Raw genomic sequence first — 26,087 nt, forward strand, 5'->3', positions numbered from 1 at the left:
CGGCTTTTCGGACCGGATCCGACGGCGATTAGGCTGCGGGACGTGCGGACGCTGCTGATCGTGAATCCGAATGCCACCTCGACCACTCCGGCGACTCGGGATCTGCTGGCGCACGCGCTGGAGAGCCGCACCCAGCTGACCGTCGCGCACACCCAGCATCGCGGCCACGCCGCCGAATTGGCGCAGTGGGCAGCAACCAACGAGATGGATCTGATCGTCGTGCACGGTGGCGACGGGACGGTCAACGAGACCATCAACGGTTTCCTGCCGCTGCCCGAGCTCAACGACGGGCAGGCCTGGCTGCCGCGCCTCGGCGTCATCCCCGGCGGCTCGGCGAACGTATTCGCGCGGGCCCTCGGCATCTCGCCGGACCCGGTGACCGCTACCAACCAGCTCATCGATCTGCTCACCCTGGACCGGGACCGCCGGATCGGCCTCGGCCTGGCCGATGACCGGTGGTTCACCTTCAGCGCGGGCGTCGGCCTGGACGCCGACGTATGCGAGGCGATCGACGAAAGCCGCGCCGACGGGAAGACCGCCACGCCCGCCCGCTACCTTCGAACAACCGTACGACAGTTCTTCCGCGCCAAGCGCAACGAGCCGAGCGTCCGGATCGAGGTCCCCGGCCACGAACCAGTTACCGACGTGCATTACGCCTTCGTAACGAACACGACACCGTGGACCTACCTCAACACCACGCCGGTGCACACCAACCCCGGCACAAGGTTCGAGGATGGTCTCGGCGTGTTTGCCGTGCGTTCCATGGCGGTACTGCCTACACTACTGCTCGCCAGGCAGCTGTTGGCCGTCGACGGAAACCCCAAGTCTCGCAATTTGTTTCGCGAAGACAACGTTCCGTCCGTGCGCATCGAGACAAAGGAACCCATCGGTCTGCAAATCGATGGCGACTTTATCGGGAAGCGCAACGTGGTGGATTTCACGGCCGTGCCCGCCGTCTTGGATGTCGTGGCGCCGCGACCAGAGTGATGCAGGAAACGCACGAAAAACATCGTGGTAGTGCTGCGAAAACTGGGTAGAGCGAGTACAAAGGACCGGGCAGGTTCCCCTAACGGGGGCCGATAGAGCGTGAGCTTCCCCACGGTGCACCAGATACCTATTGACATCTACGGTGTTCGTGAAAGCATTCACAAGCAACCGTGCGGAAACATTCGAGTCGCACAAGTGAACGATCCACAAACCGTCGGCGCCATTTGCGGCGCCCAGCAAAGGAGCAGAGGAATGGACTGGCGCCACAAGGCCATCTGTCGCGACGAGGACCCCGAACTGTTTTTCCCGGTGGGTAACAGTGGTCCTGCGCTCGCGCAGATTGCCGATGCCAAGCTGGTCTGCGCTCGCTGCCCCGTTACCGCTGACTGCCTGTCCTGGGCCCTGAAGTCCGGACAGGATGCCGGCGTGTGGGGCGGTATGAGTGAAGACGAGCGCCGGGCGCTCAAGCGTCGCAACGCACGCACGCGCACCCGCACCGTCGTCTAGCAGACGATCGGATTTACCGGACCATTCAGCCCCGGTCCGGTAAACGCATTTAAGCCCGGCACCCCCGAGGTGCCGGGCTCTCTTGTGCCACAACGCATATAACGAAAAGGCTTACTAACGGCCGGAACGTCTACCCAGCGGAACCCGAAGTACCGCATCGGTTCCGATGTCGGCACCGGGATGCAGGCCGATCGAACCGCCGAGTTCCGCCGTCACCAGGGTCCGCACGATTTGCAGGCCGAGGCGGTCGGAGGATTCCAGGCTGAAACCGGCAGGCAGGCCGCGGCCGTCGTCGCTGATGATCACGTCGAGCCAGCGCGCCGAGCGCTCGGAACGGATTGTCACCGTGCCGTTCTCGCCGGAATCGAAGGCGTGCTCGATCGCGTTCTGCACCAGTTCGGTCAGCACCATCACCAGCGGCGTCGCCCGTTCGGCGGAGAAGACACCGAGCGAGCCCGCGCGGCGCACCTTGATCCGCGCGGTGTGCACGGTGGCCACGTCGGCCATGATCGGCAGCAGCCGATCGACGACCTCGTCCAGGTCGACCTCTTCGTCCACCGACATCGACAGCATCTCGTGCACCGACGCGATCGAGGTGACCCGGCGCACCGACTCGGTGAGCGCGACCTGCGCCTCCTCGTTCTCGGTGCGGCGCGCCTGCAGCCGGAGCAGCGCGGCGACGGTCTGCAGGTTGTTCTTCACCCGGTGATGGATCTCCCGGATGGTCGCGTCCTTGCTGAGCAACGCCCGATCCCGGCGTTTGACCTCTGTGACATCGCGCACAAGCACTGCGGCACCGGCCAATTCGCCGTGCGGGCGCAGCACCAGGGTGCGCAGCAGCACGGTCGCGCCGCGCGCCTCCACCTCCATCCGGCGGCCGGTGCGTCCGGCCAGCGCGGCCTGGATGTCGCCGACCACCTCTTGGGCGTCGAACGGATCGGTGATCAGCGAGCGGGTGAGCACCGCGAGATCCTGGCCCGCGAGATCGGCCTGCAGGCCCATCCGGTGATAGGCGGACAGGGCGTTCGGGCTGGCGTAGACGACGATGCCCTCGGTGTCCAGGCGGATGAATCCGTCACCGGCGCGCGGGCTGGAATGGGTGGCCGCGCGATCCTCGGTGGTCGGGAAGGTGCCGTCGGCGATCATCTGGCACAGATCGTCGGCGCAAGCGACATAGGCGATTTCGAGCGTGCTGCGAACCCGGGAGCGCTGCACATCGGTGTCCCGGCTGAGCACCGCGATCACGTCGTCACCACAGCGGACCGGGATGGCCTCGCGGATCGCGTGCACCGGAGTCGGGTGATAGACGCCCGCGGTCTCCACATCCCGATCGGCGCGCACGATCTTGCCGGACATCAGCGCCTCGAACACCTGCGGATGATCGGCCTGCAGGGCCAGGGTGCCGACCAGGTCCTCGTGATGCACGGTGGACGCGGTGGTCGGACGGCATTGCGCGACACAGACGATGTCGGCGCCCGCCGCGATCGGTCCCGCACCGACCCAGAGCTGCAGATCGGCGAAGGAGAGATCGGCAAGCAGCTGCCAATCACCCACCACTCGCTGCAGATGATCCACGGCAACGCCGGGTAGGTCGGTGTGTTCGGCTAACAGCTCGCTCAGCGTGGCCATGAAGATCTACCGCTATCGATCTAGGAAATGACTGCGATTAGGTGGCCGGCTTTGATGGCGTCGCCCTCTTTGACGCCGATCGAGGTGACGGTGCCGCCCACCTCGGCCAGCACCGGGATCTCCATCTTCATCGACTCGAGGATGACCAGGGTGTCGCCCTCTTGGACGGTATCGCCCTCTTTGGCGACGACCTGGTAGACGACCGACACCAGCTCGGCGAGCACTTCCTCAGCCATCTGACACCCCATTCGTTCGGTTGGTTCACCGCAGCTCACTCGGCGAGTCCGAGCAGCCGAGCCGTGCGGCCTGCATCCGCTGAAGGTATAGCCAACCACACGTGAAAGAATGGCCTTCAATCAGAAGGGAGACTACTCATGGGCAAGCGCGGACGTAAGAAGCGTAGTCGCAAGGGCAACGCGGCCAACCACGGCAAGCGGCCAAACGCCTGAGCACGAGCTCGGGCCGAAAAACGCGGAGCGGCACGCACTTCCACGAAGGAAGGCGTGCCGCTCAGTTGTTTACGAGGTGCCTAGGAGGCGGCCGGGTCGATCTTGGTCTCCACCACCGTGACCGTTCGACGGATCTCGATGGTCAGCCGCTCGCGCAACGCGTCCGGCGCGCGGTCGCCGCCGCACTTGCGGCTCAGCAGACCCTTGATCTTCTCCTCGACGCCGTAGGCCTCGATGCACGGCGAGCAATGATCGATGTGGTGCTGCAACCGAGCACGCGTCTCGTCATTGCACTCACCATCGAGCATCAGCCAGATATCGGTGAGAACCGCGGTGCAGTCCAGGTCCATGTCCGGGTCCCGCTCGGTCATGCCTGCACCTCGCTAACGCTCAGTTCCGGCATGCCCGACGGCGCTGCGCCTGTGATTCGTTCGCTGCGCTCACTCATGCCTGCTTGACCTCCTGGCGTTCCCCCGAACGGTTGAATCCACGTTCGCGCGCCACATCGGCGAGCAAACCCTTGAGCTGCTTGCGACCACGGTGCAGCCGGGACATCACGGTACCGATGGGGGTGCCCATGATGTCGGCGATTTCCTTATATGGGAAGCCTTCGACATCCGCGTAATACACGGCCATCCGGAATTCCTCCGGAAGTTCCTGCAACGCGGCCTTGATGTCGTCGTCGGGGAGGGCGTCCAGCGCCTCGACCTCGGCCGAACGCAGACCCTGCGAGGTGTGCTCGGCGGTAGCCGCCAGCTGCCAGTCGGTGATCTCGTCGGTCGGGTACTGCGCGGGCTGGCGCTGCTTCTTGCGGTAGGAGTTGATGTAGGTGTTGGTCAGGATCCGGTACAGCCAGGCGCGGAGGTTGGTGCCCTCCTTGAAGGACTTGAACCCCTGGAACGCCTTGACGTAGGTCTCCTGCACCAGGTCCTCGGCGTCGGCCGGGTTCCTGGTCATCCGCAGCGCGGCACCGTAGAGCTGGTCGAGCAGCGGGAGCGCGTCCCGCTCGAACCGCTGGGCCAGCTCGGTCTCGTCGACCGCGGCAACGACACCGTCGGTCACCGCGTCAGGATTTGCTTCGCCGCCCTCACGGGTCCCTGCGTGGTCCTGCTCCGCTGCCGCCTCCGGGCCCGTCGCTCGCGCCGCATGGTCGCTCGTCACACCTGTCCCTTCGATCGCCGTACCTGCCAAATCTACCGGCACTGGCAATTCGTCGGGGAATCCGGCTTCCGTCGGTGACGCCTTCGTCCAGATCGGACGTTCGTCGAGCAGCACGGGCACCGACATCTCCTTCACGTCATTTACGGGGCTGATCAGTGGCGACGGTGGGACATTCCGTCCCGTCCGAGCGCTATGTACTCGCTTCCAACATGCGGGACACGTCCTCTGTTCCCGCCGCGAAACACCGGCACCCGAAAACCCGTTGCGGGCCGGGCGGGTCTCGTCGTTAAGGTTTCCGCCATGGCAGGAGCCTCGACACCGGCGATCCGGACGCTGACCCAGGCCAAAGTTGCCCATCGGGTGCACGCCTACAAGCACGATCCGCGCGCCGATTCCTACGGCACCGAGGCGGTGGACGCGCTCGCCGTGGAATTGGGTGTGACGGCGGCGCAGATCTTCAAGACGCTGGTGCTCGAATTGGCGAACGGGTCGCTCGCCGTCGCGGTGCTGCCGGTGCCGAATACGTTGTCGCTCAAGGCCGCTGCGGCCGCGCTGGGCGTGTCGAAGGCGAGCATGGCCGACAAGGCGAAGGCGGAACGGACGACCGGATACGTGCTCGGCGGCATCTCCCCGCTCGGTCAGCGCAAGCTGCTGCCGACCGTGGTGGACGACTCCGCGCTGACCTGGGACCGCATCCTGTGCAGCGCCGGGCGCCGCGGGCTGGAGATCGAGGTGGCGCCCGCCGACCTGATCCGGCTGACCGCGGCGGTGACCGCCACAGTGAGGACCGTGTAATTCACTCGATTCGACACAATCTGTGCGTCAATGGACGGGCCAGATTCGTCCGACTCGAGGATGTGATGCGAAATGCCCGCGCACCAGCGTGTACGCACCGTGATCGTCGCCCTGCTCGGAACCTTCGCCTTGGCCCTCGGCGCGGTCGCGCTACAGGCTCCGACGGCTACCGCCGCGCCCGGCGCGACCCAGGTCGACTTCCCGTTCGACGGCTTGGGCACCGACGACGCCCCGAGCACGCCGAACGCGCCCAAGCCGGACGAGCAGGGCAAGAAGGCCGAGAAGCTCGGCGGCACGGTGACCACCCAGGTCATCGACCTGGCCACCGACATCGTCAAGTGCGGGCTCAATATCGCGAGCCCGGCCGTGAAGTGCTCGCTCTGAGGTAGTTCCGCGGGCGGAGCCGGGCGATCAGAGCAAGCTGATCTGCTCGGCTTCTGCCTTTTCCGACAGGTGCTCGAGCAGTTCCGGCCCATTGTTCTTCACGCTGTTGACCAGCGACGGCACCGGTCGCGCCACGATCCCCGCGATCGCCGCTTCACTCGGTGTCGCCAGCAACTCGGCCGGTGCCGGGTGGTCCGGGTCGAGCCAGGCGTCCCAGTGCCCCTGCGGCATCGGCAGCGGCATGCGGTCGTGGATGCGGGTCAGGTCGCCGACCGCGTCGGTGGTCAAGATGGTGCAGGACAGCAGCGGCTCGCTCTCCTCGAGGGACTTGTCCCGCCACACCGACCACAGTCCGGCCATGTAAAGGCGGGAGCCGTCGGCCTGCGCCATGAAGAAGGGCTTCTTGACGGCCTTGCCCTTGGCGCTCGGATCCGGCTCGACGACCCACTCGTACCAGCCGTCCATCGGGACCAGGCAGCGCCGGTACTTCACCGCGTCGCGGAACGACGGGGTGGTCGCGGCCTTGTCGGCGCGGGCATTGAACAGCGGCTTGCCCTTGACGGGCACGCCCGGATCAGCGGCCTTGGTCCACAACGGAATCAGGCCCCAGCGCATCCGCCGCAGGCGCAGCTTGGGGTCGTCGTCCTTGTGGCCGTGCTCGTGCCGCTCCACGACGGTGAGTACCTGGGTCGTCGGCGCGACGTTGTAGTTCGTGAAAGTGCCCGCGCCCGTGCTTTCGGTTTCATCGATCGCATCCAGCTCGACCGCGAGCCGGCCGGGGTCTGTGGTGGTCGCATATCGTCCGCACATATCCCGATACTCCCACCCACCACCGACAATCTCATGGACAATTGATCCATAGCTGGTGACCAGTTGAGAGTTTTGACCTAACATTCTCTCAGAGGATGGGTGGTCTGTGCCCGTCCGCTGACGCATGCGCACCGACCGGCCACCGCCAGGAGTATCCGGGATCGACGTCGTCCCGAGCACCCACCGGCAAGAGGAGAGACTCATCGTGACTTCCACCGATACCAAACCTGATTCGATCCTCACGTCGGTCGATCCCGCGACAGGCGAGGTGATCGGCACCCATCCGATCGCGGATGAGGACGCGGTGCGCGCGGCCGTCGCGAAGGCCCGCACGGCCGCCGCCACCTGGGGCGCGCTGAGCTACGACGAGCGCAAGACGCACCTGCTGCGCTGGTCGAGTCAGTTGGTCAAGGATTCCGACGAGTTCTGCCAGCTGATCCACGCCGAGAACGGCAAGCCGCTCGACGACGCCTTCCTGGAACTGATGCTGGCGCTCGAGCACATCGCCTGGGCGGCCAAGAACGCCAAGAAGGTGCTCTCGCCCAAGAAGGTCTCCCCCGGCGCGTTCATGGCCAACTTCGCGGCCCGGGTCGAGCAGCGCCCGCTCGGCGTCGTCGGCGTGATCGGCCCGTGGAACTACCCGGTCTACACCCCCAACGGCTCCATCGGCTACGCGCTCGCCGCGGGCAACACCGTGGTGTTCAAGCCGAGCGAATTCTCCACCGGCATCGGCAATTTCCTGTCCGCCGCGTTCGCCAAGGCCAACCCGGACCTGCCCGAGGGTGTCTTCATCACCATCAACGGTTATGGCGCGACCGGCGCCGCGCTGGTCAAGGCTGGCGTCGACAAGCTCGCGTTCACCGGCTCCACCGCGACCGGCAAGCGGATCATGGCCGCCGCCGCGGAGAACCTCACCCCGGTGCTGCTCGAGTGTGGCGGCAAGGACGCGGTGATCGTCGCGGGTGACGCGGACGTGAAGGCCGCCGCCGACGCGGTCGCCTGGGGCGCCACCGCGAACAGCGGCCAGACCTGCGCGGGCGTCGAGCGGGTGTACGTCGACCGGTCGGTGCGCGACGAGTTCGTCGCCGAGGTGAAGAAGATCCTGGAGAAGGTCGGGCCCGGCTCGGGCGCCGACGCCTCCTACGGCCCGATGACCATGCCCAGCCAGGTCGACATCGTGCGCCGCCACATCGAGTCCGCGCTGAAGAACGGCGGCACCGCCGTGCTCGGCGGCCCGGAATCGGTGAAGGCGCCGTTCATCGAGCCGGTGGTGCTGGTCGACGTGGACGAGAAGTCCGAGGCGGTGCAGGAGGAAACCTTCGGCCCGACGGTCACCATCCGCACCGTGGACGGCGTGGACGAGGCGGTCGAGCTGGCCAACAGCTCCAAGTACGGGCTGTCCTCGGCGGTGTACTCGAAGAAGAATGGTCTGGAGATCGCGCGCCGGCTGCACGTGGGCGCCACCTCGGTGAACTCGGTGCTCGCCTTCGCCGCCATTCCCGGCCTGCCGTTCGGCGGCGTCGGCGATTCCGGTATCGGCCGCATCCACGGCGAGCCGGGCCTGCGCGAATTCGCCCGCCCGCACTCGATCGCGGTGCAGCGCTTCGCGATTCCCGGCATGGCGTTGCTGAGCTACTCGCGCACCCAGTCCACGATGAAGCTGCTGCGCAAGCTGGTTCCGTTCCTGCACGGCAGGCACAAGTAAGAACGGGAAATCCGTTGCGCCCCACAGATCTGCTCGCCGCCGCACTGTGCGCACCATCGCGGTGCGCGGGCGGCCGGATCTGTGGGGCGAGTCCGTGCGGGCGAATTGCGTTGCATTAAGGCGACCGCCCGTGTGTCCGGTTGGCTGATGGGTGAAGATGGAACACGTGAGTTTCTGGCCAGCGCCCTATGTCGATGTCCCTGTACACGCGACCGTGACCCTGCCTGGATCGAAGTCGATCACGAACCGGGCATTGATCTTGGCCGCACTGGCCGACGGTCCATCGACGCTGTCCGGTGCGTTGCGCAGCCGCGATACCGCCCTGATGATCGCGGCGCTGCGCGCGTTCGGCACGCAGATCGAGGGCGATGACGACACGCTGACCGTCACCCCCGCCCCGCTGCAAGGCGCGAGCGTCGACTGCGGACTCGCGGGCACCGTGATGCGCTTCCTGCCGTCGGTGGCCGCGCTGGCCGCGGGCGATGTCGCGTTCGACGGCGACGCGCAGGCCAGGGTCCGCCCGCTCAGCACGATCCTGGACGCGCTGCGCACCCTCGGCGCCGACATCGACGGCGACGCGCTGCCGTTCACGGTGCACGGCAAGGGCGCGCTGCGCGGCGGCACGGTGACCATCGACGCCTCCGGGTCGTCGCAGTTCGTGTCCGGCCTGCTGCTGTCGGCGGCGCGGTTCGACGAGGGCCTGATCGTGCATCACGACGGCAAGGCGTTGCCCTCGATGCCGCACATCGAGATGACCGTGGAGATGCTGCGCCGGGCCGACGTGCAGGTGCAGGCGCCCGAACACAGCCGGCTGGCGCAGACCTGGCAGGTGACGCCCGGCCCGATCCGCGCGGTGGATTGGGACGTCGAGCCGGATCTGTCCAACGCGACCCCGTTCCTGGCGGCCGCGGCCGTCACCGGCGGCGAGGTCAAGATCCCGCACTGGCCGCGGCTCACCACCCAGCCCGGCGACGTGATCCGCGAGATCCTGGTCCGGATGGGCGCGGAGGCGCGCGTCTTCGACGGCGTGCTGACCGTGCACGGCCCCGATCGCCTGGCCGGCATCGATATCGATCTGCACGACGTCGGCGAGCTGACCCCGACGGTCGCGGCGCTGGCCGCGCTGGCCGACTCCCCGTCCTGGCTGCGCGGCATCGCGCACCTGCGCGGGCACGAGACGGACCGGCTCGCCGCGCTGTCCACCGAGATCAACCGGCTCGGCGGCAAGGTCACCGAGACCGAGGACGGGCTGGAGATCGTGCCCGCCGAATTGCACGGTGGCCGTTGGCATTCCTACGCCGACCACCGAATGGCAACGGCCGGAGCGATTCTCGGGCTGCGCGTGCCCGGTATCGAGATCGAGGACATCGGCACCACCGCCAAGACTTTGCCGAACTTCGTTGCGCTGTGGGAGCGGATGCTCGATCCGACGCTCTCCGATCAAGGGGCGGCGCACTGAGAAAGCGCGAGTACGACGAATCCGACGTCCGGGTGCGCCCGGGCAAGAGTTCGCGTCCTCGCACGAAAACCCGTCCGCAGCATAGCGATGCGGAATCCGCGATGGTGGTGTCGGTGGATCGCGGCCGCTGGGGTTGTGTGCTCGGCGACGATCCGGACCGGCACATCGTCGCCATGCGCGCCAGGGAACTCGGCCGCACCCCCATCGTGGTCGGCGATCAGGTGGACGTGGTCGGCGATCTGTCCGGCCGACCCGATTCGCTGGCCCGCATCGTGCGGGTCACCGATCGCCGAACGGTGTTGCGGCGCACCGCCGATGACACCGATCCGTTCGAGCGGATCGTCGTCGGCAATGCCGAGCAGTTGTTCATGGTGGTCGCGCTCGCCGACCCGCCGCCGCGCACCGGATTCGTCGAACGCTGCATGGTCGCCGCGTATGCCGGTGGGCTGCATCCGGTGCTGTGCCTGACCAAGCACGACCTGGCCGCCGAATCCGAATTCGCTTCCGCCTTCGAGGATCTCGACCTCACCATCGTCTACGGCGGCGTCGACGATCCGCTCGAACCGGTGCTCGAACTGCTCACCGGTCGGCTCACCGCCTTCATCGGGCACTCCGGTGTCGGCAAGTCGACTTTGGTGAATCGTCTTGTGCCAGACGCGTATCGGGCCGTCGGTGAGGTGTCCGGCGTCGGCAAGGGCAAACACACCTCCACCCAATCGGTAGCGCTACCCCTGCCCGGCGGCGGCTGGGTCATCGATACACCGGGCATCCGTTCCTTCGGCCTGGCGCACATCACCCCCGACGACGTGGTCGCTGCCTTCAGCGACCTCGCCGCCGCCATCGAGGACTGTCCGCGCGGCTGCACCCATCTCGGCCCACCGGCCGATCCCGAGTGCGCGCTGGACAAACTGCCGGGCAAAGAGCGCCGAGTGGCCGCCATCCGCCTCCTGCTCACCGCGCTGAACGCCAATGACCACTGGCAGACCAACAACGCTCCCCGACCTGTCGACTAGCGACCAGATCACGGCTTCGACACAGCTGGGGACCTTCCCCAACGGCACTCAGCCGGACAGCGCCGTGCTGGATTGTTCCTGCCCGTCGGGCTGGCCCGGCGCGAACGGCCACTCCTCGAACCAGGTGCAGCGCCCTTCCTGATCGAAGCGCAGCACCCATAGGTCGCGCCAGCGGGCGGGTTGATCGGGGTAGTCGACCTCCGCCCGAACGACGGCGGTGAGTCCGTCCACGGCAACGACTTCGGGCTCGATGGTGAACGACTCGTTCGGGCTGTCGCGTCCGGTCTCCCAGAACTTCGCCAGCGCCGGTAACCCCGTGAGCGGTTCGGCCCATGGGGAAACCTGATATCCGATTTCGGGGGCGAAGAGGTCGCCTAACTTATCGGTGCCCGGCGATCGCCAAGCCCGCTCGTATTCGCCGACCCACGCCTCAACTGTGCTGCGGTCCACGACCGCCGAAACTACGCCTGTTCGACCCGCTACGGGCGGGTTCCGCCGCAAACGCGGTCTCACCGGCCGGGCACCGATCAGCCGCACACCTCTCGATTTCCCGCACAGGGTTTCGCATGCGATTCCTTGTGCGGGAAATCAGGAGGTGTGCGGCTGCCGCAGAAAACAAAGCGCCCAGGGACCGGGGTCCTTGGGCGCCTTTGTTTTTCAGCTAGCGTCAGTGGCGGCGACGCGGCTTCGGGGCGCGCTTCTTGTCCTGCGCACGAGCGGCCTCGCGGCGCTCGCGGCGGGTGGTGCCGTCGCCGTATTCCTCGGCGTCGCTGTGCACCTCGCGGTGTCCACCCTCGTCCGGACCGGAGTAGCTGAGGCCACGCTGGCTGCCGGAGTCGATGCCCTTGGCGCGCAATGCCGCCGGGGCGCTGCTGCCGTTGCCGACCGGCGCCTCGTCGGTGGGCAACGGACGCGGCGCGGCCATCGCGCCGACCGGCGAACGCAGGCCCTGATCGACCGAGACGCCCTCCGGCTGCGGCTGCTGGACCTCGACCTGCAGGTTGAACAGGAAGCCGACCGACTCCTCCTTCAGACCCTCCAGCATCGCCGCGAACATGTCGAAGCCCTCACGCTGGTACTCGACCAGCGGGTCGCGCTGCGCCATCGCGCGCAGGCCGATGCCTTCCTTGAGGTAGTCCATCTCGTAGAGGTGCTCGCGCCACTTGCGGTCGAGCACCGAAAGCAGCACCTGCCGTTCGAGATTGCGCATGCTGCCCTCGCCGGCCAGCCCGTCGATCTCGGCCTCGCGCCGCTCGTAGGCCTCGTGTGCGTCGTCGAGCAGCGCCTCGAGCAGTTCATCGCGGGTCAGGTCGCCCGCATCGCCGACCGCGGTCTCGCCGGTCAGGTCCTTGTAGCTGACCTTGACCGGGTACAGCGTCTTGAGCGCCGTCCACAGCTTGTCCAGATCCCAGTCCTCGACGTAGCCCTCGGCGGTGGCGCCGTTGACGTAGGCGGTGACCACGTCCGTGATCATGCTCTGGACCTGGCCCTCCATGTCCTCGCCGCGCAGGATCCGGTTGCGCTCGCCGTAGATGATGGTGCGCTGCTGGTTCATCACCTCGTCGTACTTGAGCACGTTCTTGCGGATCTCGAAGTTCTGCTGCTCGACCTGGGTCTGCGCGCTCTTGATCGCCTTGGAGACCATCTTGGCCTCGATCGGCACATCGTCGGGCAGGTTGAGCCGGGTCATGATCGCCTCGAGCGCGGCACCGTTGAAGCGGCGCATCAGCTCGTCACCCAGCGACAGGTAGAACCGGGACTCACCCGGGTCGCCCTGACGACCGGAACGACCACGCAGCTGGTTGTCGATACGCCGCGACTCGTGCCGCTCGGTGCCGAGCACGTAGAGACCGCCCGCGTCACGCACGATCTCGGCGTCAGCCGAGGTCTGCGCCTTGACCTGCTCCAGTGTCGGCAGCCAGGCCTGCTGGTAGGCGTCCGGCGTCTCGACCGGGTCCAGGCCCTCGCGGCGCAGGATGAGGTCGGCGATGATGTCCGGGTTGCCGCCGAGCACGACGTCGGTACCACGACCGGCCATGTTCGTCGCGACGGTCACCGCGCCGGGCCGACCGGCCTCGGCGATGATCTCGGCTTCCTTCTCGTGGAACTTCGCGTTGAGCACGGTGTGCGCGATGCCGCGCTTGGTGAACTGCTTGGACAGGTACTCCGAGCGCTCGACGCTGGTGGTACCGATCAGCACCGGCTGGTCCCGCTCGTGCCGCTCGGTGACGTCGTCGACCACGGCCGCGAACTTGGCCTCTTCGGTCTTGTAGATCAGGTCGGACTGGTCCGCGCGGATCATCGGCTTGTTCGTCGGGATCGGCACCACGCCGAGGCTGTAGATCTGGTGCAGCTCGGCCGCTTCGGTCTCGGCGGTACCGGTCATGCCGGACAGCTTGTCGTAGAGGCGGAAGTAGTTCTGCAGAGTGATGGTGGCCAGGGTCTGGTTCTCCGGCTGGATCTCCACCCCCTCCTTGGCCTCGATCGCCTGGTGCATGCCCTCGTTGTAGCGGCGCCCGACCAGGATGCGGCCGGTGAACTCATCGACGATGATGACCTCGCCGTCGCGGACGATGTAGTCCTTGTCGCGCGAGTACAGCTCCTTGGCCTTGATCGCGTTGTTCACGTAACTGACCAGCGGCGAGTTGGCGGCCTCGTAGAGGTTGTCGATGCCGAGCTGATCCTCGATGAACTCGACGCCGGCCTCGTGCACGCCGATGGTGCGCTTCTTGATGTCGACCTCGTAGTGCAGGTCCTTCTTCAACAGCGGTGCGATGCGCGCGAATTCGGCGTACCACTTGCTGGAGGCGTCGGCGGGGCCGGAGATGATCAGCGGCGTGCGCGCCTCGTCGATCAGGATGGAGTCGACCTCGTCGACCACGGCGAAGTTGTGCCCACGCTGCACCAGATCGTCGAGCGAGTGCGTCATGTTGTCGCGCAGGTAGTCGAAGCCGAACTCGTTGTTGGTGCCGTAGGTGATGTCGGCGCCGTAGGCCACCCGTCGCTGGGCGGGCGTCATGCCGCCGAGGATCACGCCGACCTCGAGCCCGAGGAAGCGGTGCACGCGGCCCATCCACTCGGAGTCGCGCTTGGCGAGGTAGTCGTTGGTGGTGACGATGTGCACGCCGTCGCCGCTGATCGCGTTGAGGAAGGCGGGCAGCACCGAGGTGAGCGTCTTGCCCTCACCGGTCTTCATCTCGGCGATGTTGCCGGTGTGCAGCGCGGCGCCACCCATGATCTGCACCTTGTAGTGCTTCTGGTTCAGCACGCGCCAGGAGGCCTCACGGGCCACCGCGAACGCCTCGGCCATCAGCGCGCCGAGCGGATCCGCGTGATCGTCCTCGACCATGTCGGAGTAGCGCTCACGGAACTCGTCGGTCTTGCCGCGCAGCTCGTCGTCGGTGAGTAGCTCGTACTCCGACTCGAGGTCGAGAACCTGATCGGCGAAGTTGGCGAGCCGCTTGACCATGCGACCCTCACCAATCCGTAGCAACCTCGTCAGTGTCAGCGCAGGCACGGGTCTCGTCAGTCCTCTGGTCGGTGTGTCATTCGTGTCTTCGGCGCCGGGCCGAGGGGTGGACTCACGGCCGGCGTGCGGGTTCGCGCTCCGAGTGCGGAATCCGCTGCACGCCCCATGGTAATGCGGTGCCGATCGTAGGTGCCGACGAGCAGCGCCGTTCGGCCGGATCAGCGCGTGGCCGTGTCGTCCGCCCTGGTACTCACCGTCCGCCCTGGCATTCAGAGTACGCGGAACGCGGTCAGCTGCCAGCCCTGCCGGTGCAGCACCACGCACGCGGCGACCGCGAAGACCCGCTGCCCGCGTTGATAGCTGCCGTACACCTCAGCGGTGTTCGGCCCGGTCAGCTCGACGCCAAGCTTGGTCAGCAGGGCCGGACCGAGCCCGCGGCCCGGCGGTGCGGACCGCGCGAGCGTCTCGATGGCGGCGAGCACCGACGGCGCGGCTAGCCTGCGCAGCTGGACCACCGAGCGGCGGCCGTCCAGCACCTCCAACACCAGCCGCAGCGAACTTTCCGCGAATCGACTTGCCGCGGAACCTGTTTCACCATCGGTGCCGTACGATGAAAGACGTCCGTCGTGCCGGGCGCGCCGCTGTGCCGCCCGATTGGTCGACCCGCTATGTGACGGCATGCGACGGCAGGGCAACGCGGCTCGTGGCGACAACGCATCCGACCGAACGCGGCCGGGGCGATCACCGTCCAGCGGCGGCTCCAGCCGTGGCGCGGGCGACAACGATGGTCGTCGACTGTGCATCCGGTCTCCCCCTGTGATCGAATCGAGTTCCCCGTGCTCGAGTCGAACAGCTTGCCACGACAGCCGGGACGGGTAAAGGGGAACGCCGATTTCACCGGATACGCCACAACGGAGGAGCTGAAACCCTGTGGCGACAGCACAATGGGCGTGAGGCGGCATCGAAAAAGGAGCACCGGGCAGCGTGATCACGAGACTGACGCCGCAGGACGCGTCGTTCTATCGGCTCGAGTCGAGCAGCAATCCGATCCACATCGGCTCCCTCGCGATCCTCCGAAATACCGAGCAGGGCAGCGGCACCGACGATCCGGTGCTGGACTACGACCGCCTGGTCGACCTGGTCGACGCCAGGCTCTCGCTGGTCCCCCGCTATCGCCGCAAGGTGCGCGAGATCCCGTTCGCCCTCGGGCGACCGGTCTGGGTGGAGGACAGCCAGTTCGACGTCACCTATCACATCCGCCGCTCGGCCCTGCCCGCACCGGGCACCGACGAGCAACTGCACGAACTGGTGGCCAGGCTGGCCTCCCGGCCGCTGGATCAGACCAGGCCGCTGTGGGAGATGTATCTGATCGAGGGCCTGTCCGACGACCGCTGCGCCATCTTCACCAAGACGCATTCGGCACTGGTCGACGGGGATACCGCGCTGGAAATCGGCCACGTGATCCTCGATAACGGGCCGTCGCCGCGCGAGCTCGCCGACGACGCGTGGCTCGCGCCGCGGGAACCCAACGAGATGGAACTGCTCGTCGGGGCGTTGACCCACCTGGCCGCCCAGCCGCGCGAGGCCCTGGAAGTGGCCAGGCACGCGAGCGGGCACGCCTTCGCGGTGATCGGCGCCGCGGGCCGGGCGATGGACTCGGTGGTCTCCGCGGTGCGCGCCGCGACGACCGGCGCGCCGGACAGCCCGTTGAACGCGCGCACCTCGCGCAACCGCCGCTTCGACGTGGTGCGCACCGACCTCGAGGACTACCGCAAGATCCGCAAGCGCTTCGACTGCTCGATCAACGACGTCATCCTCGCGGTGGTCAGCGGCGCGCTGCGCAACTGGCTGCTGTCGCGGGGCGAGGCGCTCACCGAGTCGACCACGCTGCGCGCCGTGGTGCCGATGTCGGTGTATGTCGAAGGGACGGACGGGGATCAGCTGAAACCGGCCAGCGAGGTGTCCTCGTTCCTGATCGATCTGCCGGTCGGCGAGCCCAATCCGGTGATGCGTCTTTCACACATCGCGCACGCCACCGAGGCCAACGGCAGGCAGCATCGCGGCGTGCGCGCGCGCACGCTGGTGCACCTGGCCGGGTTCGCTCCGGCGAGCCTGCATGCCATGAGCGTGCGTGCGGCGAGTACCTTCGCAGAACACACTTTCAATCTGGTGATCACCAACGCACCGGGTCCGCAGACCCCGATGTTCATCGGCGGCGCGCGGATGCTGGAGATGTATCCGGTGTCGCCGCTGCTGCGCAATCAGGCCTCGAGTATCGGGATCACGTCCTATGACGGACGCGTTTTCTACGGACTCAACGCCGACCGCGACGCGATGGCCGATATCGGCGTGCTGGCCGCGTCGGTGCGCGATTCCATGGAGGAGATGCTCGGTGCCTGCGTCTGATCAGGAGAAAATGCGGGTCTACATCCCCGCGACGGTGCCGATGCTGCGCGAGCTCGTCACGAACCGGGAACTGCGCCCGATCGGCGGCACCGCGTTCGCGGTGACCCCGGCGCTGCGCGAGGCCTACGCCTCCGGCGACGACGAGGAACTCGCCGAGGTGGCGATGGGCGAGGCCGCGCGCGCCTCGCTGCGCCTGCTCGCCGCCGAACGTGACGAGAGCGACGAATCCCCGGACGACGCCGAGCCGGTCGCGTCCGGCCGGCCGGTCTATCGACGCGCGGTGATCGCCGCCGACGTGACCGGTGCGAAGCTGCGCCCCGACCTCGACGATGCCGTCGTCAAACTGGCCGATCTGATCACCTACGACCAGATCGGCTGCGTGCACGTCGACCTGGCCGAGGCCGAGCCCCAGGTGGCCAAGGCCGTCGATGTGGTGGACGCCGCCGACCTCGGCGACACCGACGCCGAGTTCGTGCTCGGCGACGCCGAAGATCACCAGCTGGCCTGGTACGCGGCGCAGGAATTGCCGTTCCTGCTCGAATTGCTCTGACATTCCCTTATCGCCCGGACGTGATGACGCACGGTCGATCGCACGGGATGATTGGGGTGACGGCCACGACACCCTCGGCTAACCTACGATGCCGTAACCTGGCTGTTGCGTGGGCAGCGCATCCGACGAACAGGAAGACGAACGGCAGCGATGAGCTCGAAAACTGGGGGATTCTCCGTGCGGGGCGTGCGCGAGTGGCTGGAGGCTCCGGCCGCCGCTGTCGCCGAGCGCGGCGGCAGATTGAACGTGTTGCGCGGGGCCGTGGCACGCGTCACCACCCCGCTGCTGCCGGATGATTATCTGCACCTGGCCAACCCACTGTGGTCGGCGCGCGAGTTGCGCGGCCGCATCGTCGATGTGCGCAAGGAAACGGCGGATTCGGCCACCCTGGTGATCAAGCCGGGTTGGGGATTCGACTTCAAATACGAACCCGGTCAGTACATCGGCATCGGCGTGCTGATCGACGGCCGCTGGCACTGGCGGTCGTACTCGCTGACCTGCCCGCCGAACTGGTCGGATCCGGAGGCGGGCGGCAAGCGCGTCATCTCGATCGCGGTGAAGGCGATGCTGGAGGGCTTCCTGTCCAGTCACCTGGTCAGCGGCGTCCCGGTCGGCACCGTGGTGCGGCTGGCCGCGCCGCAGGGCGGCTTCGTGCTGCCCTACCCGCCGCCGGAGAAGGTGCTGTTCCTCACCGCGGGCAGCGGGATCACCCCGGTGCTCGCGATGCTGCGGTCGATGGACCGCCGCGGCATGGTCACCGATGTGGAGCACCTGCATTCCGCGCGCACCGCCGAGGACGTCATGTTCGGCGCCGAGCTGCGCGACCTGCACGACCGGCACCCGAGTTTCAACTCACACGTCAACCTCACCGGCGAGCACGGCAAGTTCGCGCTGACCGGCCTCGACGAGAAGTTCCCCGACTGGCGCGAGCGGCAGACCTGGGCCTGCGGCCCGGCCGCGATGCTGGACGAGATCGAGCACCACTGGAAGGACGCGGGCGTCGCGGACCGGCTGCACGTGGAGCGGTTCGAGATCGAACGCTCCGCGGTCGGCGAGGGCGGCACGGTCACCTTCGGCAAGACCGGCCGCACCGCCGAGGTGGACGGTGCGACCAGCCTGCTGGAGGCGGGTGAGTCGGCCGGCGTGCAGATGCCGTTCGGCTGCCGCATGGGCATCTGCCAAACCTGTGTCGTGACACTGAGTTCCGGGCACGTGCGTGACCTGCGCAACGGTGACGAGCATCGCGAGGGCGACAAGGTGCAGACCTGCATCTCCGCCGCCGCGGGAAACTGCACCCTGGACGTCTGAGCGCGCGTCGAGCCTCGGCTCGGACGCCGCCATCGTTCTTTGGGTACCCTCAAATCAAATTGAGCAGCGAAAGGACATCCCGGTGGCAATCACCGATATTCAGGCGTTCGCCCACCTGACTGCGGCAGACATCGAAACACTGGGGCAGGAACTCGATTCGATCCGCCGCTCGGTGGAGCAGTCGCGCGGTGAGCGGGACGCGAAGTACATCCGGCGCACCATCGCCGCGCAGCGCGCGCTCGAGGTGGCCGGGCGTGCGGTGCTGTTCGGCAGCCGCAACCGCTGGGCCTGGCTCGCCGGCACCGCGATGCTGTCGGTCGCCAAGATCGTCGAGAACATGGAACTCGGGCACAACATCAGCCACGGTCAGTGGGACTGGATGAACGATCCCGAGATCCACTCCAGCACCTGGGAGTGGGATCAGACGGGTCCGTCGTCGCAGTGGCGGCGAGCGCACAACTACTCCCATCACACCTATACCAACGTGCTCGGCAAGGACGAGGACCTCGGCTTCGGCATCCTGCGGATGACCCGTGACGAGACCTGGCGCCCGGTCCACCTGGCGCAGCCGCTGGCGAACCTCGTGCTCGCCGCCACCTTCGAGTGGGGCATCGCGCTGCACGACTGGGACATCGAGAAGGAACTCTCGCAGGCGCCGAAAGGGCTGATGTCCGAGCCGAACCGCGAGTTCGGTCGCAAGATCGCCCGGCAGGTGTCCAAGGATTTCCTGTTCTACCCGGCACTCACCGGCCCGGCGTTCATGTCGACGCTCAAGGCGAACGCGACCGCCAACCTGGTGCGCAACCTGTGGGCCTACGCGGTGATCTTCTGCGGCCACTTCCCCGACGGCGCCGAGAAGTTCACCGTCGAGCAGCTCGAGGGCGAGACCAGCGGCGAGTGGTACCTGCGCCAGATGCTCGGCAGCGCCAACTTCAAGGCCGGGCCCGCGATGGCGTTCATGAGCGGCAACCTCTGCTACCAGATCGAGCACCACCTGTTCCCCGACCTGCCGAGCAACCGGTACTCGGAGATCGCGGTGCGGGTGCGCGAGCTGTGCGACAAGTACGACCTGCCCTACACCACCGGTTCGCTCGGCAAGCAGTACCTGCTCGCCTTCCGGACCATCCACAAGCTCGCCCTGCCGGACCGTTTCCTGAAGGCCACCGCCGACAACGCGCCGGAGACCTCCTCGGAGCGCAAGTTCGCCGGCATCACCCTGCCGTCGCTGCCGAGTTCGGACACCGCAAGCTGGCTCGGCGTCGATCCGGAAACCGGCCAGCGGCGCGGGCTGCGTTCGGCGATGCGCGAGGCCAAGGTGGTGCTCAAGGAGAAGGCGCGGCAGGAGAAGGAAATGCTGCGCGAAGCCAAGCGCGCGCTGCGCGAGAAGGCCGAGCACGAGAAGGAGGCGCTGCGCGAAGCCACCGTGGCGCTGCAGGAGCGGGCGCGCACCGAGCAGGCTTCGCTGCGCCGAAAGGCCGTGCGGCAGCGGGCTTCGCTGCGACGCAGGCGTCGCTGACCTAGTTCAGTCGATCCGTCGAGGGCCGGTACTCACGTTGAGTACCGGCCCCGACTGTCAGTCGATCACCAACGCACCTTCAGGTCGCTGACGACCGCGGCGTGATCGGAGTAGAAGACTCCCGGACCGTGCTGCCGCATGCGCTGATCGACGACGCGGGCCGCCCGCGTTTCGACCTTGCCCTTGGCGAAGAGGAAGTCGATCCGCTGATCGGTGAGCAGCTTCTCGGTGGGCAGCGGGCTCCAAGTGCGGCCGGGGACCGCGCAGACATTCGGGTTGGCCGCGCGGAAGGTGTCGACGAACCCCGCGTCGGTGACGGCCTTGGTGGCGGTCAGCGGGTAGCTGAGCCCGAAGTGGTTGGGACAGTTCGCCTGGCTCGGCGTCCAGTCCGCGCCGGGCAGCGTGTTGAAGTCGCCACCCATCAGCACCGGTGCGGTGTTGCCGCCGAGCATTCTCGGTATCTGGTTCTTGACGATGTCGGTGATGTACTGCGTCTGCGCCCGTTCGGCCTGCACGACGGCGGCGACGGAGTGGCGCGGTTCGCGGCCGTCGCGGCGATCGATCGCGTTCTCGTCGATCAGATAGCCGTTCCACGGATCGGTGTAGGTCAGCCAGGTGGCGAACAGATTCAGCTCACCGTCGTGCGGCACCCGCACCCGGACCCCGCCGAGATTGAAGTCGGTCACCGGGCCGCCCTGCGGTTTCGGGTAGGTCGCGACGACCTCGTACTTGGTGAAGATCCACAGATTGTCCGAACCCGCGGGGCGGTCGGTGATCTTCACGCCGGTGTAGCGGCCGTTGTGCGCGCGGCGGGTCAGCGCGTCGGTGATGGTTTCGCCGGAACCGTAGGTCTCCACGGCGAAGAACACGTCCGGCTTGATGTCGATCACCTGATCGATCAGGTCGTTCAGATTGTCCGGCGTGGGCTCACGACCACCGTGCAGGATGTTCCAGGTCAGCACGCGCACTCGCTCGTGGTCGTCGGCGTGCGCCAGCGGCGCGGCCCCCACCATGGCGGTGCTCGCCAGCAGAACTGCCGTGAGCAACGCCTTGCATAATCGCATTGTCGAACTCCATTCGTCAGGGACGCTGGAAGTTAGGTGGATATTCGGAACGGCACATGTCTCGTTGGCAAAAGTTCGACAAAGTGGCTGGTTGGCCGGATATCTCCAGCGCAAAGTGGGGACCGGAGCCGAGGCGGCGCGCGTGTCGCGCCAGTAGGCCGGTTCGAGTTGCGCGAGGCCGCCGGAGGGAGCAGGATCAAGCGCGGTACCGGCGGGCATAGTCACGCCGGAATATCGTGCGGGAGAAGGCTTTACGCCGTATCGTCGACGCGGTTGATCTAGCACCATCTGATCGTGATCGCAATGCGGGATTTGCCACACCCGCGTTCAGGTCCTCGTAACCTACGGTCTCGTAACCTACGGTACTGTAACCGGCATGGCGATCTCGGATGTCAAGGAATACGCACATCTCACCGAGGCCGACGTGGAAGCACTCGGCGCGGAATTCGACGCGATCCGGCGGGATATCGAAGCCTCGCGCGGTGCGCGCGACGCACGGTACATCCGCAATGTGATCCGTTTGCAGCGCGCGCTCGAGATCAGCGGCCGCGGCGTGCTGTTCGCCAGCTTCTTACCGCCCGCCTGGCTGGCTGGCGTGGCCCTGCTCAGCACCGCCAAGATCATCGAGAACATGGAGATCGGGCACAACGCCATGCACGGGCAGTGGGACTGGATGAACGATCCGGAAATCCACTCCAGCACCTGGGAATGGGACAACGCGGGCACGGCCAAGCACTGGAAGCACACGCACAACTACCTGCACCACAAGTACACCAACGTGCTCGGCATGGACGACGACATCGGCTACGGCCTGCTGCGCGTCACCCGCGACCAGCGGTGGAAGCCGTTCAACCTGGGCAACCCGGTCTACAACCTGGTGCTGCAGCTGCTCTTCGAATACGGCGTCGCGATCCAGCACATGGAGCTGGGCAAGCTGGCCGCTGGCCGGTTCAAGCCGGGTAGCCCGGAGCGCGAAGACTTCGAGCGCAAGCGCAGCGAGGCGCTCGCCAAGATGGGCAAGCAGATCGTCAAGGACTACGTGATCTTCCCGGCGCTCACCGGCCCCGCCTTCTTCTCCACGCTCACCGCCAACCTCGCCGCGAACGCGATCCGCAACGTGTGGTCCAACGCGGTGATCTTCTGCGGCCACTTCCCCGACGGCGCGGAGAAGTTCACCAAGGCCGACATCGACGGCGAGACCAAGGGCCAGTGGTACCTGCGCCAGATGCTGGGCAGCGCCAACATCTCCGGCGGTCCGCTCACCCACTTCATGACCGGCAACCTCAGCCATCAGATCGAACACCACCTCTTCCCCGACCTGCCGAGCAATCGGTATTCCGAGATCGCGGTGAAGGTCAGGGAGCTGGCGGAGAAGTACGACCTGCCGTACACCACCGGCTCGCTGCCGGTGCAGTACTTCAAGGCCTGGCGCACCATCGTCAAGCTGTCGCTGCCGGACAAGTACCTGCGCGACACCGTCGACGACGCCCCCGAAACCGCCTCGGAGCGCAAGTTCGCCGGCACCGCGGGCCCGGTCGTCGACCCGGAAACCGGCAAGCGCCGCGGCCTGCGCACCGCACTGGCCGAAGGCAAGAAGCGCTTCGCCCGCCGCTCCGCCCCCGCCGCGCGCGAGCTGCAACTCACGAAATGAGCCGATCGGCCCGGGTCCGTCGATCCGGGCCGTCCGAGCGAGTCCTTGACTGCACCCACACGGTAGGTACACGCACCCAGGGAATGATCGGGTAGTGCTGAGCGCGTCGGGTACCGTACCCGGCTTTATCTTCCGCAACTCGAGATCGGCAACGCCTGAGGTACCAGCGTGCGGACTTGCTGTGGTCCCGTTGAGAGAGGCTCGGGATTCATCGAGGCGAGTCGAATGGTTGCTGTTGAAGATCTTTTAGCGACTGCTCGAAATGCTGGCCAGGGTGGGTGGTTGAGTTAGCGGGTGAGTGCTGACGAGCTGAGCGTCTACGAGGCCATACGGGTGCGACGCGATGTGCGGGCCGAGTTCACCGGCGAGCTGGTGGACGACGCGACACTGTGGCGGATTCTCGAAGCCGCACATCGGGCGCCGAGCGTGGGGAATTCGCAGCCGTGGGATTTCGTCGTGGTGCGCGATCCGGCCACCCTGCGCACGTTCGCGGACCACGTGGCGGACAAACGAATCGAGTTCCGGGCCGCGCTGCCGCCGGAACGGGCGGCCACCCTCGAACCGATCAAGATCGAGGGCATTATCGAGAGCGGCACCGGCATCGTGGTCAGCTACGACCACGGCCGCGGCGGCCCGCAGGTGCTCGGCCGCGCCACCGTCCCCGAAACCGGGGTCTACTCCGCCGTTCTCGCGATCCAGAACCTCTGGTTGGCCGCCACCGCCGAGGGCGTCGGCGTCGGCTGGGTCTCCTTCTACGACCCCGAATTCCTCACCGGCCTGGTCGGACTCCCCGAGGGCATCCACCCGATCGCCTGGCTCTGTATCGGCCCGGTCCACGAATTCCAGCAGATCCCCGACCTGGAACGTTTCGGCTGGCGCACCGGCCGCCCGCTGCACGACGCGGTCCACCACGAGACGTACCGCGCCTGACACACACTTTCAGCTGTCCTACATACGTTTTCATCTGCGATTCAGTGTGCGGGAGATCACGGAGCATGCGGGGTGTTCAGCCGGACGCGCGAGGATTCGCCGACCAAGCGATTGGGTACGTCATGGACGGATCCGTCTCGGACAATGGATTCTTCTCGGACGCAGTGTTCTTCAGCTCAGGAGGTTTGCCATGGCCAATGTCGACGCCGTACGGCTGTCGAATGAGCTCGGCATCGATCTCGCGTCCGCCATGCTGCGCTTGCGCCGAGAAGCCCGGCCCGGCGAAACCAACCACGACACCTGCCTCCGGATCATCGCCGACGAGGGCCGCAAACCACAGAGCGCCCGCCGCGCCTTCACCACCTACGGCGTACGCCCGACCGCAGACGGCACCATCCCGGCGATCCCCCCGGACCGCCCCCGCAACGTGCGCTGACGCAGCCGAAGCACCCCCGCTGCGCACGCATTCTTCCGCCGCGCACGAAATTGCGAACTGATTCGTGCGCAGCAGGCCAAACCATGCGCGGCAGGCGTTCAGACACGCCGCAGAACGCCCCGCCGTCGCGTGACGCTCCGGGCCTGCGCCGCGCACGTATTGCGCTGCCGCGCACGAAATTGCCCACCGATTCGCGCGCGGCAGGCCAACCTATGCGCGGCAAACGAACCTGCACGCGGCGGCGCCTCTCGGAGCCGCAGGCTCGCACGAGACGCGGCGCTGCGCACGTGTTCTTCTGCCGCGCACGAGATTGCTAGCTGATTCGTGCGCGGCAGGCGAACTTGTGCGCGGCGGGCGCGCTCGGAGGCGCTAGACGCGCTCCAGGACGGCCGAAGCGCCGATGCCGCCTGCGGCGCAGATACCCAGCAGCGCAGCGTTTTTGCCGGTCCTGGCGAGTTCGTTCGCCATCGTGGTGACCATTCGGGCGCCGGTGGCGCCGAATGGGTGGCCGAGGGAAACCGAACCGCCGTGCACGTTGAGGGTGTCGATGTCGATGTCGCCGACGGCGGTGTCCCGGTCCAGCCGGGTCTTGGCCCACTCGGTGCTGCCGAGCGCGGCCAGCACGGACAGGGTCTGCGCGGCGAACGCTTCGTGGATGTCGACGAAATCGATGTCGCTCAACGACATTCCGGCCTTGTCCAGCGCGCGCGGCATGGAGATCGCGGGGCCGATGAGCACCTGGTCGGTCGGGTCGACGCTGACGTAGCTCCAGGAGCGGAACGCGGCGAGCGGCCGATAGCCGAGCTCCAGGGCTTTCTCCTCGCTCATCAGCAGCACGGCGGACGCGCCGTCGGTGAGCGGGCTGGCGTTGCCCGCGGTCACCGTGCCGTTTTCGGCGAAGACCGGCTTCAGTTTCGATAGTTTTTCTATGCTGGTGTTGCCGCGGACCAGTCCGTCGCGGTCGATCTCGGTGCCCTCGGGGGTACGTACCCGCAGCACCTCGTCGTCGAATCGGCCCGAGTCGATGGCCGCGGCGGCGCGATGGTGCGAGCGGGCGGCGAACTCGTCCTGATCGGCGCGGCTGATGCCGTGGATGCGGGCCATCTTCTCGGCCGACTCCCCCATCACCTCGCCGGTGGTGCGCTCGGCGATCTTCGGCCGGCTCGGCAGCAGATCGGTGAACGGCGCGAGCTGCGCGACCGCGGACAGGTAGTCCTTCGGCTTCGGCTTACCCAGCGCCAGCGGCGCGGCGGCGTGCACCACCTTCTGCGGCAACTTGACCTCGGCATTGGAGGTGGAATCGCTGCCACCGGCGATCATGATGTCGTATTCACCGCGCTCGATCGCGGCCGCGGCGGAGGTCACCGCCTGCAGGCCGGAGGCGCAGGCCCTGGTCACCGTGTAACCCTCGCAGCCTGCGTCGAGCTGCAGGTCGAGCGCGATCTCCCTGGCGATGTTCGGCGCCGCGCTCGGCAGGATGACCCCGCCCCACACGATCGCCTGCACCTGCGCGCCGGGCAGCCCGGTCCGCTCCAACAACCCCCGGACGGCGGCATCGGCGAGTGCGATGGAATCCATCCGCGTGTATCCGGTGAACGCACGCACGAACGGCGTGCGCGCACCGGACACGATAACGGCACGGCGAGCAGCCTTGGTGTCCATGCGATTTCCTTTCGAGAGATCTATGACCACCAAACTTACTCCATAGTAAGTTCACCGTCGACCCCCTTCGCCGACGGTGATCCCGTGCCCAGCGCCGATCCCCTCCACCGTCGCTGGTTCCGGCCTGCCGCGCGCCGTTGCGCAACAGACCGGAGGCGCCCGTCCCGACGAACGCCCCTGCTCGTCTCGGAACGCT

25 protein-coding genes are annotated in these 26,087 nt (G+C 67.0%); 15 read left to right on the forward strand and 10 right to left on the reverse strand.

Translation table 11 applies throughout. The features are described 5' to 3' along the window. The first annotated feature begins 42 nt into the window (after window positions 1–42). A complete protein-coding gene (locus ACQPW1_RS41285; RefSeq protein WP_433658552.1) occupies window positions 43–987 on the forward strand; it encodes a diacylglycerol/lipid kinase family protein in 945 nt (314 codons plus the stop codon). A gap of 252 nt (window positions 988–1,239) precedes the next feature. Beyond that, the gene (locus tag ACQPW1_RS41290) at window positions 1,240–1,494 is read left to right on the forward strand and encodes a WhiB family transcriptional regulator (protein ID WP_011211115.1); all 255 of its coding nucleotides are present in this window, start codon (window positions 1,240–1,242) and stop codon (window positions 1,492–1,494) included. A gap of 114 nt (window positions 1,495–1,608) precedes the next feature. Here ACQPW1_RS41290 and ACQPW1_RS41295 read toward each other — a convergent pair whose 3' ends face one another. Further along, the gene (locus ACQPW1_RS41295) at window positions 1,609–3,123 is read right to left on the reverse strand and encodes a sensor histidine kinase (protein ID WP_357380762.1); all 1,515 of its coding nucleotides are present in this window, start codon (window positions 3,121–3,123) and stop codon (window positions 1,609–1,611) included. 20 nt (window positions 3,124–3,143) lie between these two features. Next, on the reverse strand, window positions 3,144–3,359 hold the full coding sequence (locus tag ACQPW1_RS41300; RefSeq protein ID WP_433658554.1) for a biotin/lipoyl-binding carrier protein: 216 nt from the start codon (window positions 3,357–3,359) through the stop codon (window positions 3,144–3,146). Window positions 3,360–3,497: 138 nt separating this feature from the next. Here ACQPW1_RS41300 and ACQPW1_RS41305 point away from each other — a divergent pair, with 138 nt between their 5' ends. Beyond that, window positions 3,498–3,572, forward strand: coding sequence for a 50S ribosomal protein bL37 (locus ACQPW1_RS41305; RefSeq protein WP_022597109.1), 75 nt, complete (start codon window positions 3,498–3,500; stop codon window positions 3,570–3,572). Window positions 3,573–3,652: 80 nt separating this feature from the next. Here the strand turns inward: ACQPW1_RS41305 and rsrA are convergent, their stop codons facing one another. Then, on the reverse strand, window positions 3,653–3,943 hold the full coding sequence (rsrA, locus tag ACQPW1_RS41310) for a mycothiol system anti-sigma-R factor (RefSeq protein ID WP_433658556.1): 291 nt from the start codon (window positions 3,941–3,943) through the stop codon (window positions 3,653–3,655). A 73-nt stretch (window positions 3,944–4,016) separates the two neighbouring features. Further along, complete coding sequence (locus ACQPW1_RS41315) at window positions 4,017–4,634, reverse strand: sigma-70 family RNA polymerase sigma factor (RefSeq protein WP_433665479.1); 618 nt, start codon at window positions 4,632–4,634, stop codon at window positions 4,017–4,019. A gap of 399 nt (window positions 4,635–5,033) precedes the next feature. Between ACQPW1_RS41315 and ybaK the strand changes: the two genes are divergently transcribed. Then, window positions 5,034–5,528 carry a Cys-tRNA(Pro) deacylase gene (gene ybaK / locus ACQPW1_RS41320; protein ID WP_433658558.1) on the forward strand — a complete coding sequence of 165 codons (495 nt, stop codon included), beginning with the start codon at window positions 5,034–5,036 and terminating at the stop codon, window positions 5,526–5,528. Window positions 5,529–5,600: 72 nt separating this feature from the next. Beyond that, entirely contained in the window at window positions 5,601–5,912 is a 312-nt protein-coding gene (locus tag ACQPW1_RS41325; protein ID WP_433658560.1) for a hypothetical protein, read from the forward strand. A 27-nt stretch (window positions 5,913–5,939) separates the two neighbouring features. Here the strand turns inward: ACQPW1_RS41325 and ACQPW1_RS41330 are convergent, their stop codons facing one another. After that, window positions 5,940–6,722 carry an SOS response-associated peptidase gene (locus ACQPW1_RS41330; protein WP_433658562.1) on the reverse strand — a complete coding sequence of 261 codons (783 nt, stop codon included), beginning with the start codon at window positions 6,720–6,722 and terminating at the stop codon, window positions 5,940–5,942. 205 nt (window positions 6,723–6,927) lie between these two features. On the opposite strand from ACQPW1_RS41330, the gene ACQPW1_RS41335 reads away from it, so the two are divergent. The 3 genes from ACQPW1_RS41335 (at window position 6,928) to rsgA (ending at window position 10,899) form a co-directional block, all read left to right on the forward strand. Then, entirely contained in the window at window positions 6,928–8,427 is a 1,500-nt protein-coding gene (locus ACQPW1_RS41335) for an aldehyde dehydrogenase family protein (RefSeq protein ID WP_433658564.1), read from the forward strand. A gap of 157 nt (window positions 8,428–8,584) precedes the next feature. Then, entirely contained in the window at window positions 8,585–9,886 is a 1,302-nt protein-coding gene (gene aroA, locus ACQPW1_RS41340; RefSeq protein WP_433658565.1) for a 3-phosphoshikimate 1-carboxyvinyltransferase, read from the forward strand. Beyond that, complete coding sequence (rsgA, locus tag ACQPW1_RS41345; protein ID WP_433665480.1) at window positions 9,883–10,899, forward strand: ribosome small subunit-dependent GTPase A; 1,017 nt, start codon at window positions 9,883–9,885, stop codon at window positions 10,897–10,899. The genes aroA and rsgA overlap by 4 nt, the downstream gene beginning before the upstream one ends. A gap of 48 nt (window positions 10,900–10,947) precedes the next feature. On the opposite strand, the gene ACQPW1_RS41350 is transcribed toward rsgA, so the two are convergent. The 3 genes from ACQPW1_RS41350 to ACQPW1_RS41360 all read right to left on the reverse strand — a co-directional run bounded on the left by ACQPW1_RS41350 (window position 10,948) and on the right by ACQPW1_RS41360 (window position 15,048). Then, entirely contained in the window at window positions 10,948–11,349 is a 402-nt protein-coding gene (locus ACQPW1_RS41350; RefSeq protein ID WP_433658567.1) for a nuclear transport factor 2 family protein, read from the reverse strand. Window positions 11,350–11,566: 217 nt separating this feature from the next. Continuing rightward, entirely contained in the window at window positions 11,567–14,416 is a 2,850-nt protein-coding gene (gene secA / locus ACQPW1_RS41355) for a preprotein translocase subunit SecA (RefSeq protein ID WP_433658569.1), read from the reverse strand. Between the two features lie 221 nt (window positions 14,417–14,637). Further along, window positions 14,638–15,048 carry an Rv3235 family protein gene (locus ACQPW1_RS41360; RefSeq protein WP_433658571.1) on the reverse strand — a complete coding sequence of 137 codons (411 nt, stop codon included), beginning with the start codon at window positions 15,046–15,048 and terminating at the stop codon, window positions 14,638–14,640. A gap of 304 nt (window positions 15,049–15,352) precedes the next feature. On the opposite strand from ACQPW1_RS41360, the gene ACQPW1_RS41365 reads away from it, so the two are divergent. The 4 genes from ACQPW1_RS41365 (at window position 15,353) to ACQPW1_RS41380 (ending at window position 20,148) form a co-directional block, all read left to right on the forward strand. Then, entirely contained in the window at window positions 15,353–16,774 is a 1,422-nt protein-coding gene (locus tag ACQPW1_RS41365; RefSeq protein WP_433658572.1) for a WS/DGAT/MGAT family O-acyltransferase, read from the forward strand. A gap of 10 nt (window positions 16,775–16,784) precedes the next feature. Next, window positions 16,785–17,324, forward strand: coding sequence for a DUF6912 family protein (locus ACQPW1_RS41370; RefSeq protein ID WP_433665481.1), 540 nt, complete (start codon window positions 16,785–16,787; stop codon window positions 17,322–17,324). Window positions 17,325–17,474: 150 nt separating this feature from the next. Further along, complete coding sequence (locus ACQPW1_RS41375) at window positions 17,475–18,632, forward strand: ferredoxin reductase (RefSeq protein ID WP_433658574.1); 1,158 nt, start codon at window positions 17,475–17,477, stop codon at window positions 18,630–18,632. 82 nt (window positions 18,633–18,714) lie between these two features. Continuing rightward, a complete protein-coding gene (locus tag ACQPW1_RS41380; RefSeq protein ID WP_433658575.1) occupies window positions 18,715–20,148 on the forward strand; it encodes a fatty acid desaturase in 1,434 nt (477 codons plus the stop codon). 65 nt (window positions 20,149–20,213) lie between these two features. On the opposite strand, the gene ACQPW1_RS41385 is transcribed toward ACQPW1_RS41380, so the two are convergent. Continuing rightward, a complete protein-coding gene (locus tag ACQPW1_RS41385) occupies window positions 20,214–21,212 on the reverse strand; it encodes an endonuclease/exonuclease/phosphatase family protein (RefSeq protein WP_433658577.1) in 999 nt (332 codons plus the stop codon). A gap of 376 nt (window positions 21,213–21,588) precedes the next feature. Here ACQPW1_RS41385 and ACQPW1_RS41390 point away from each other — a divergent pair, with 376 nt between their 5' ends. From ACQPW1_RS41390 to ACQPW1_RS41400, 3 genes are all read left to right on the forward strand, one after another. Then, window positions 21,589–22,863 (forward strand): fatty acid desaturase family protein, encoded by a 1,275-nt coding sequence (locus ACQPW1_RS41390; protein ID WP_433658579.1) that lies wholly within the window; start codon window positions 21,589–21,591, stop codon window positions 22,861–22,863. 309 nt (window positions 22,864–23,172) lie between these two features. Further along, the gene (gene bluB / locus ACQPW1_RS41395; RefSeq protein WP_433665482.1) at window positions 23,173–23,793 is read left to right on the forward strand and encodes a 5,6-dimethylbenzimidazole synthase; all 621 of its coding nucleotides are present in this window, start codon (window positions 23,173–23,175) and stop codon (window positions 23,791–23,793) included. 190 nt (window positions 23,794–23,983) lie between these two features. Continuing rightward, a complete protein-coding gene (locus ACQPW1_RS41400) occupies window positions 23,984–24,229 on the forward strand; it encodes a hypothetical protein (protein ID WP_433658580.1) in 246 nt (81 codons plus the stop codon). 369 nt (window positions 24,230–24,598) lie between these two features. Here ACQPW1_RS41400 and ACQPW1_RS41405 read toward each other — a convergent pair whose 3' ends face one another. Further along, complete coding sequence (locus ACQPW1_RS41405) at window positions 24,599–25,891, reverse strand: acetyl-CoA C-acyltransferase (protein WP_433658581.1); 1,293 nt, start codon at window positions 25,889–25,891, stop codon at window positions 24,599–24,601. Window positions 25,892–26,087: the final 196 nt, after the last annotated feature.

It is taken from the genome of Nocardia sp. CA-128927, assembly GCF_050955855.1.
In the GTDB taxonomy this organism is placed as follows: Bacteria; Actinomycetota; Actinomycetes; order Mycobacteriales; family Mycobacteriaceae; genus Nocardia.

Bases quoted from the DNA above. Each gene is read 5' to 3' on its own strand.
- ACQPW1_RS41325 (WP_433658560.1), top strand. From the start codon at position 5,601: ATGCCCGCGCACCAGCGTGTACGCACCGTGATCGTCGCCCTGCTCGGA.
- ACQPW1_RS41400 (WP_433658580.1), top strand. From the start codon at position 23,984: ATGGCCAATGTCGACGCCGTACGGCTGTCGAATGAGCTCGGCATCGAT.
- ACQPW1_RS41385 (WP_433658577.1), bottom strand. From the start codon at position 21,212: ATGCGATTATGCAAGGCGTTGCTCACGGCAGTTCTGCTGGCGAGCACC.
- ACQPW1_RS41375 (WP_433658574.1), top strand. From the start codon at position 17,475: ATGAGCTCGAAAACTGGGGGATTCTCCGTGCGGGGCGTGCGCGAGTGG.
- ACQPW1_RS41360 (WP_433658571.1), bottom strand. From the start codon at position 15,048: ATGCCGTCACATAGCGGGTCGACCAATCGGGCGGCACAGCGGCGCGCC.
- ACQPW1_RS41330 (WP_433658562.1), bottom strand. From the start codon at position 6,722: ATGTGCGGACGATATGCGACCACCACAGACCCCGGCCGGCTCGCGGTC.
- ACQPW1_RS41405 (WP_433658581.1), bottom strand. From the start codon at position 25,891: ATGGACACCAAGGCTGCTCGCCGTGCCGTTATCGTGTCCGGTGCGCGC.
- ybaK (WP_433658558.1), top strand. From the start codon at position 5,034: ATGGCAGGAGCCTCGACACCGGCGATCCGGACGCTGACCCAGGCCAAA.
- ACQPW1_RS41370 (WP_433665481.1), top strand. From the start codon at position 16,785: ATGCGGGTCTACATCCCCGCGACGGTGCCGATGCTGCGCGAGCTCGTC.
- ACQPW1_RS41390 (WP_433658579.1), top strand. From the start codon at position 21,589: ATGGCGATCTCGGATGTCAAGGAATACGCACATCTCACCGAGGCCGAC.
- ACQPW1_RS41300 (WP_433658554.1), bottom strand. From the start codon at position 3,359: ATGGCTGAGGAAGTGCTCGCCGAGCTGGTGTCGGTCGTCTACCAGGTC.
- ACQPW1_RS41295 (WP_357380762.1), bottom strand. From the start codon at position 3,123: ATGGCCACGCTGAGCGAGCTGTTAGCCGAACACACCGACCTACCCGGC.
- aroA (WP_433658565.1), top strand. From the start codon at position 8,585: ATGGAACACGTGAGTTTCTGGCCAGCGCCCTATGTCGATGTCCCTGTA.
- ACQPW1_RS41290 (WP_011211115.1), top strand. From the start codon at position 1,240: ATGGACTGGCGCCACAAGGCCATCTGTCGCGACGAGGACCCCGAACTG.
- rsrA (WP_433658556.1), bottom strand. From the start codon at position 3,943: ATGACCGAGCGGGACCCGGACATGGACCTGGACTGCACCGCGGTTCTC.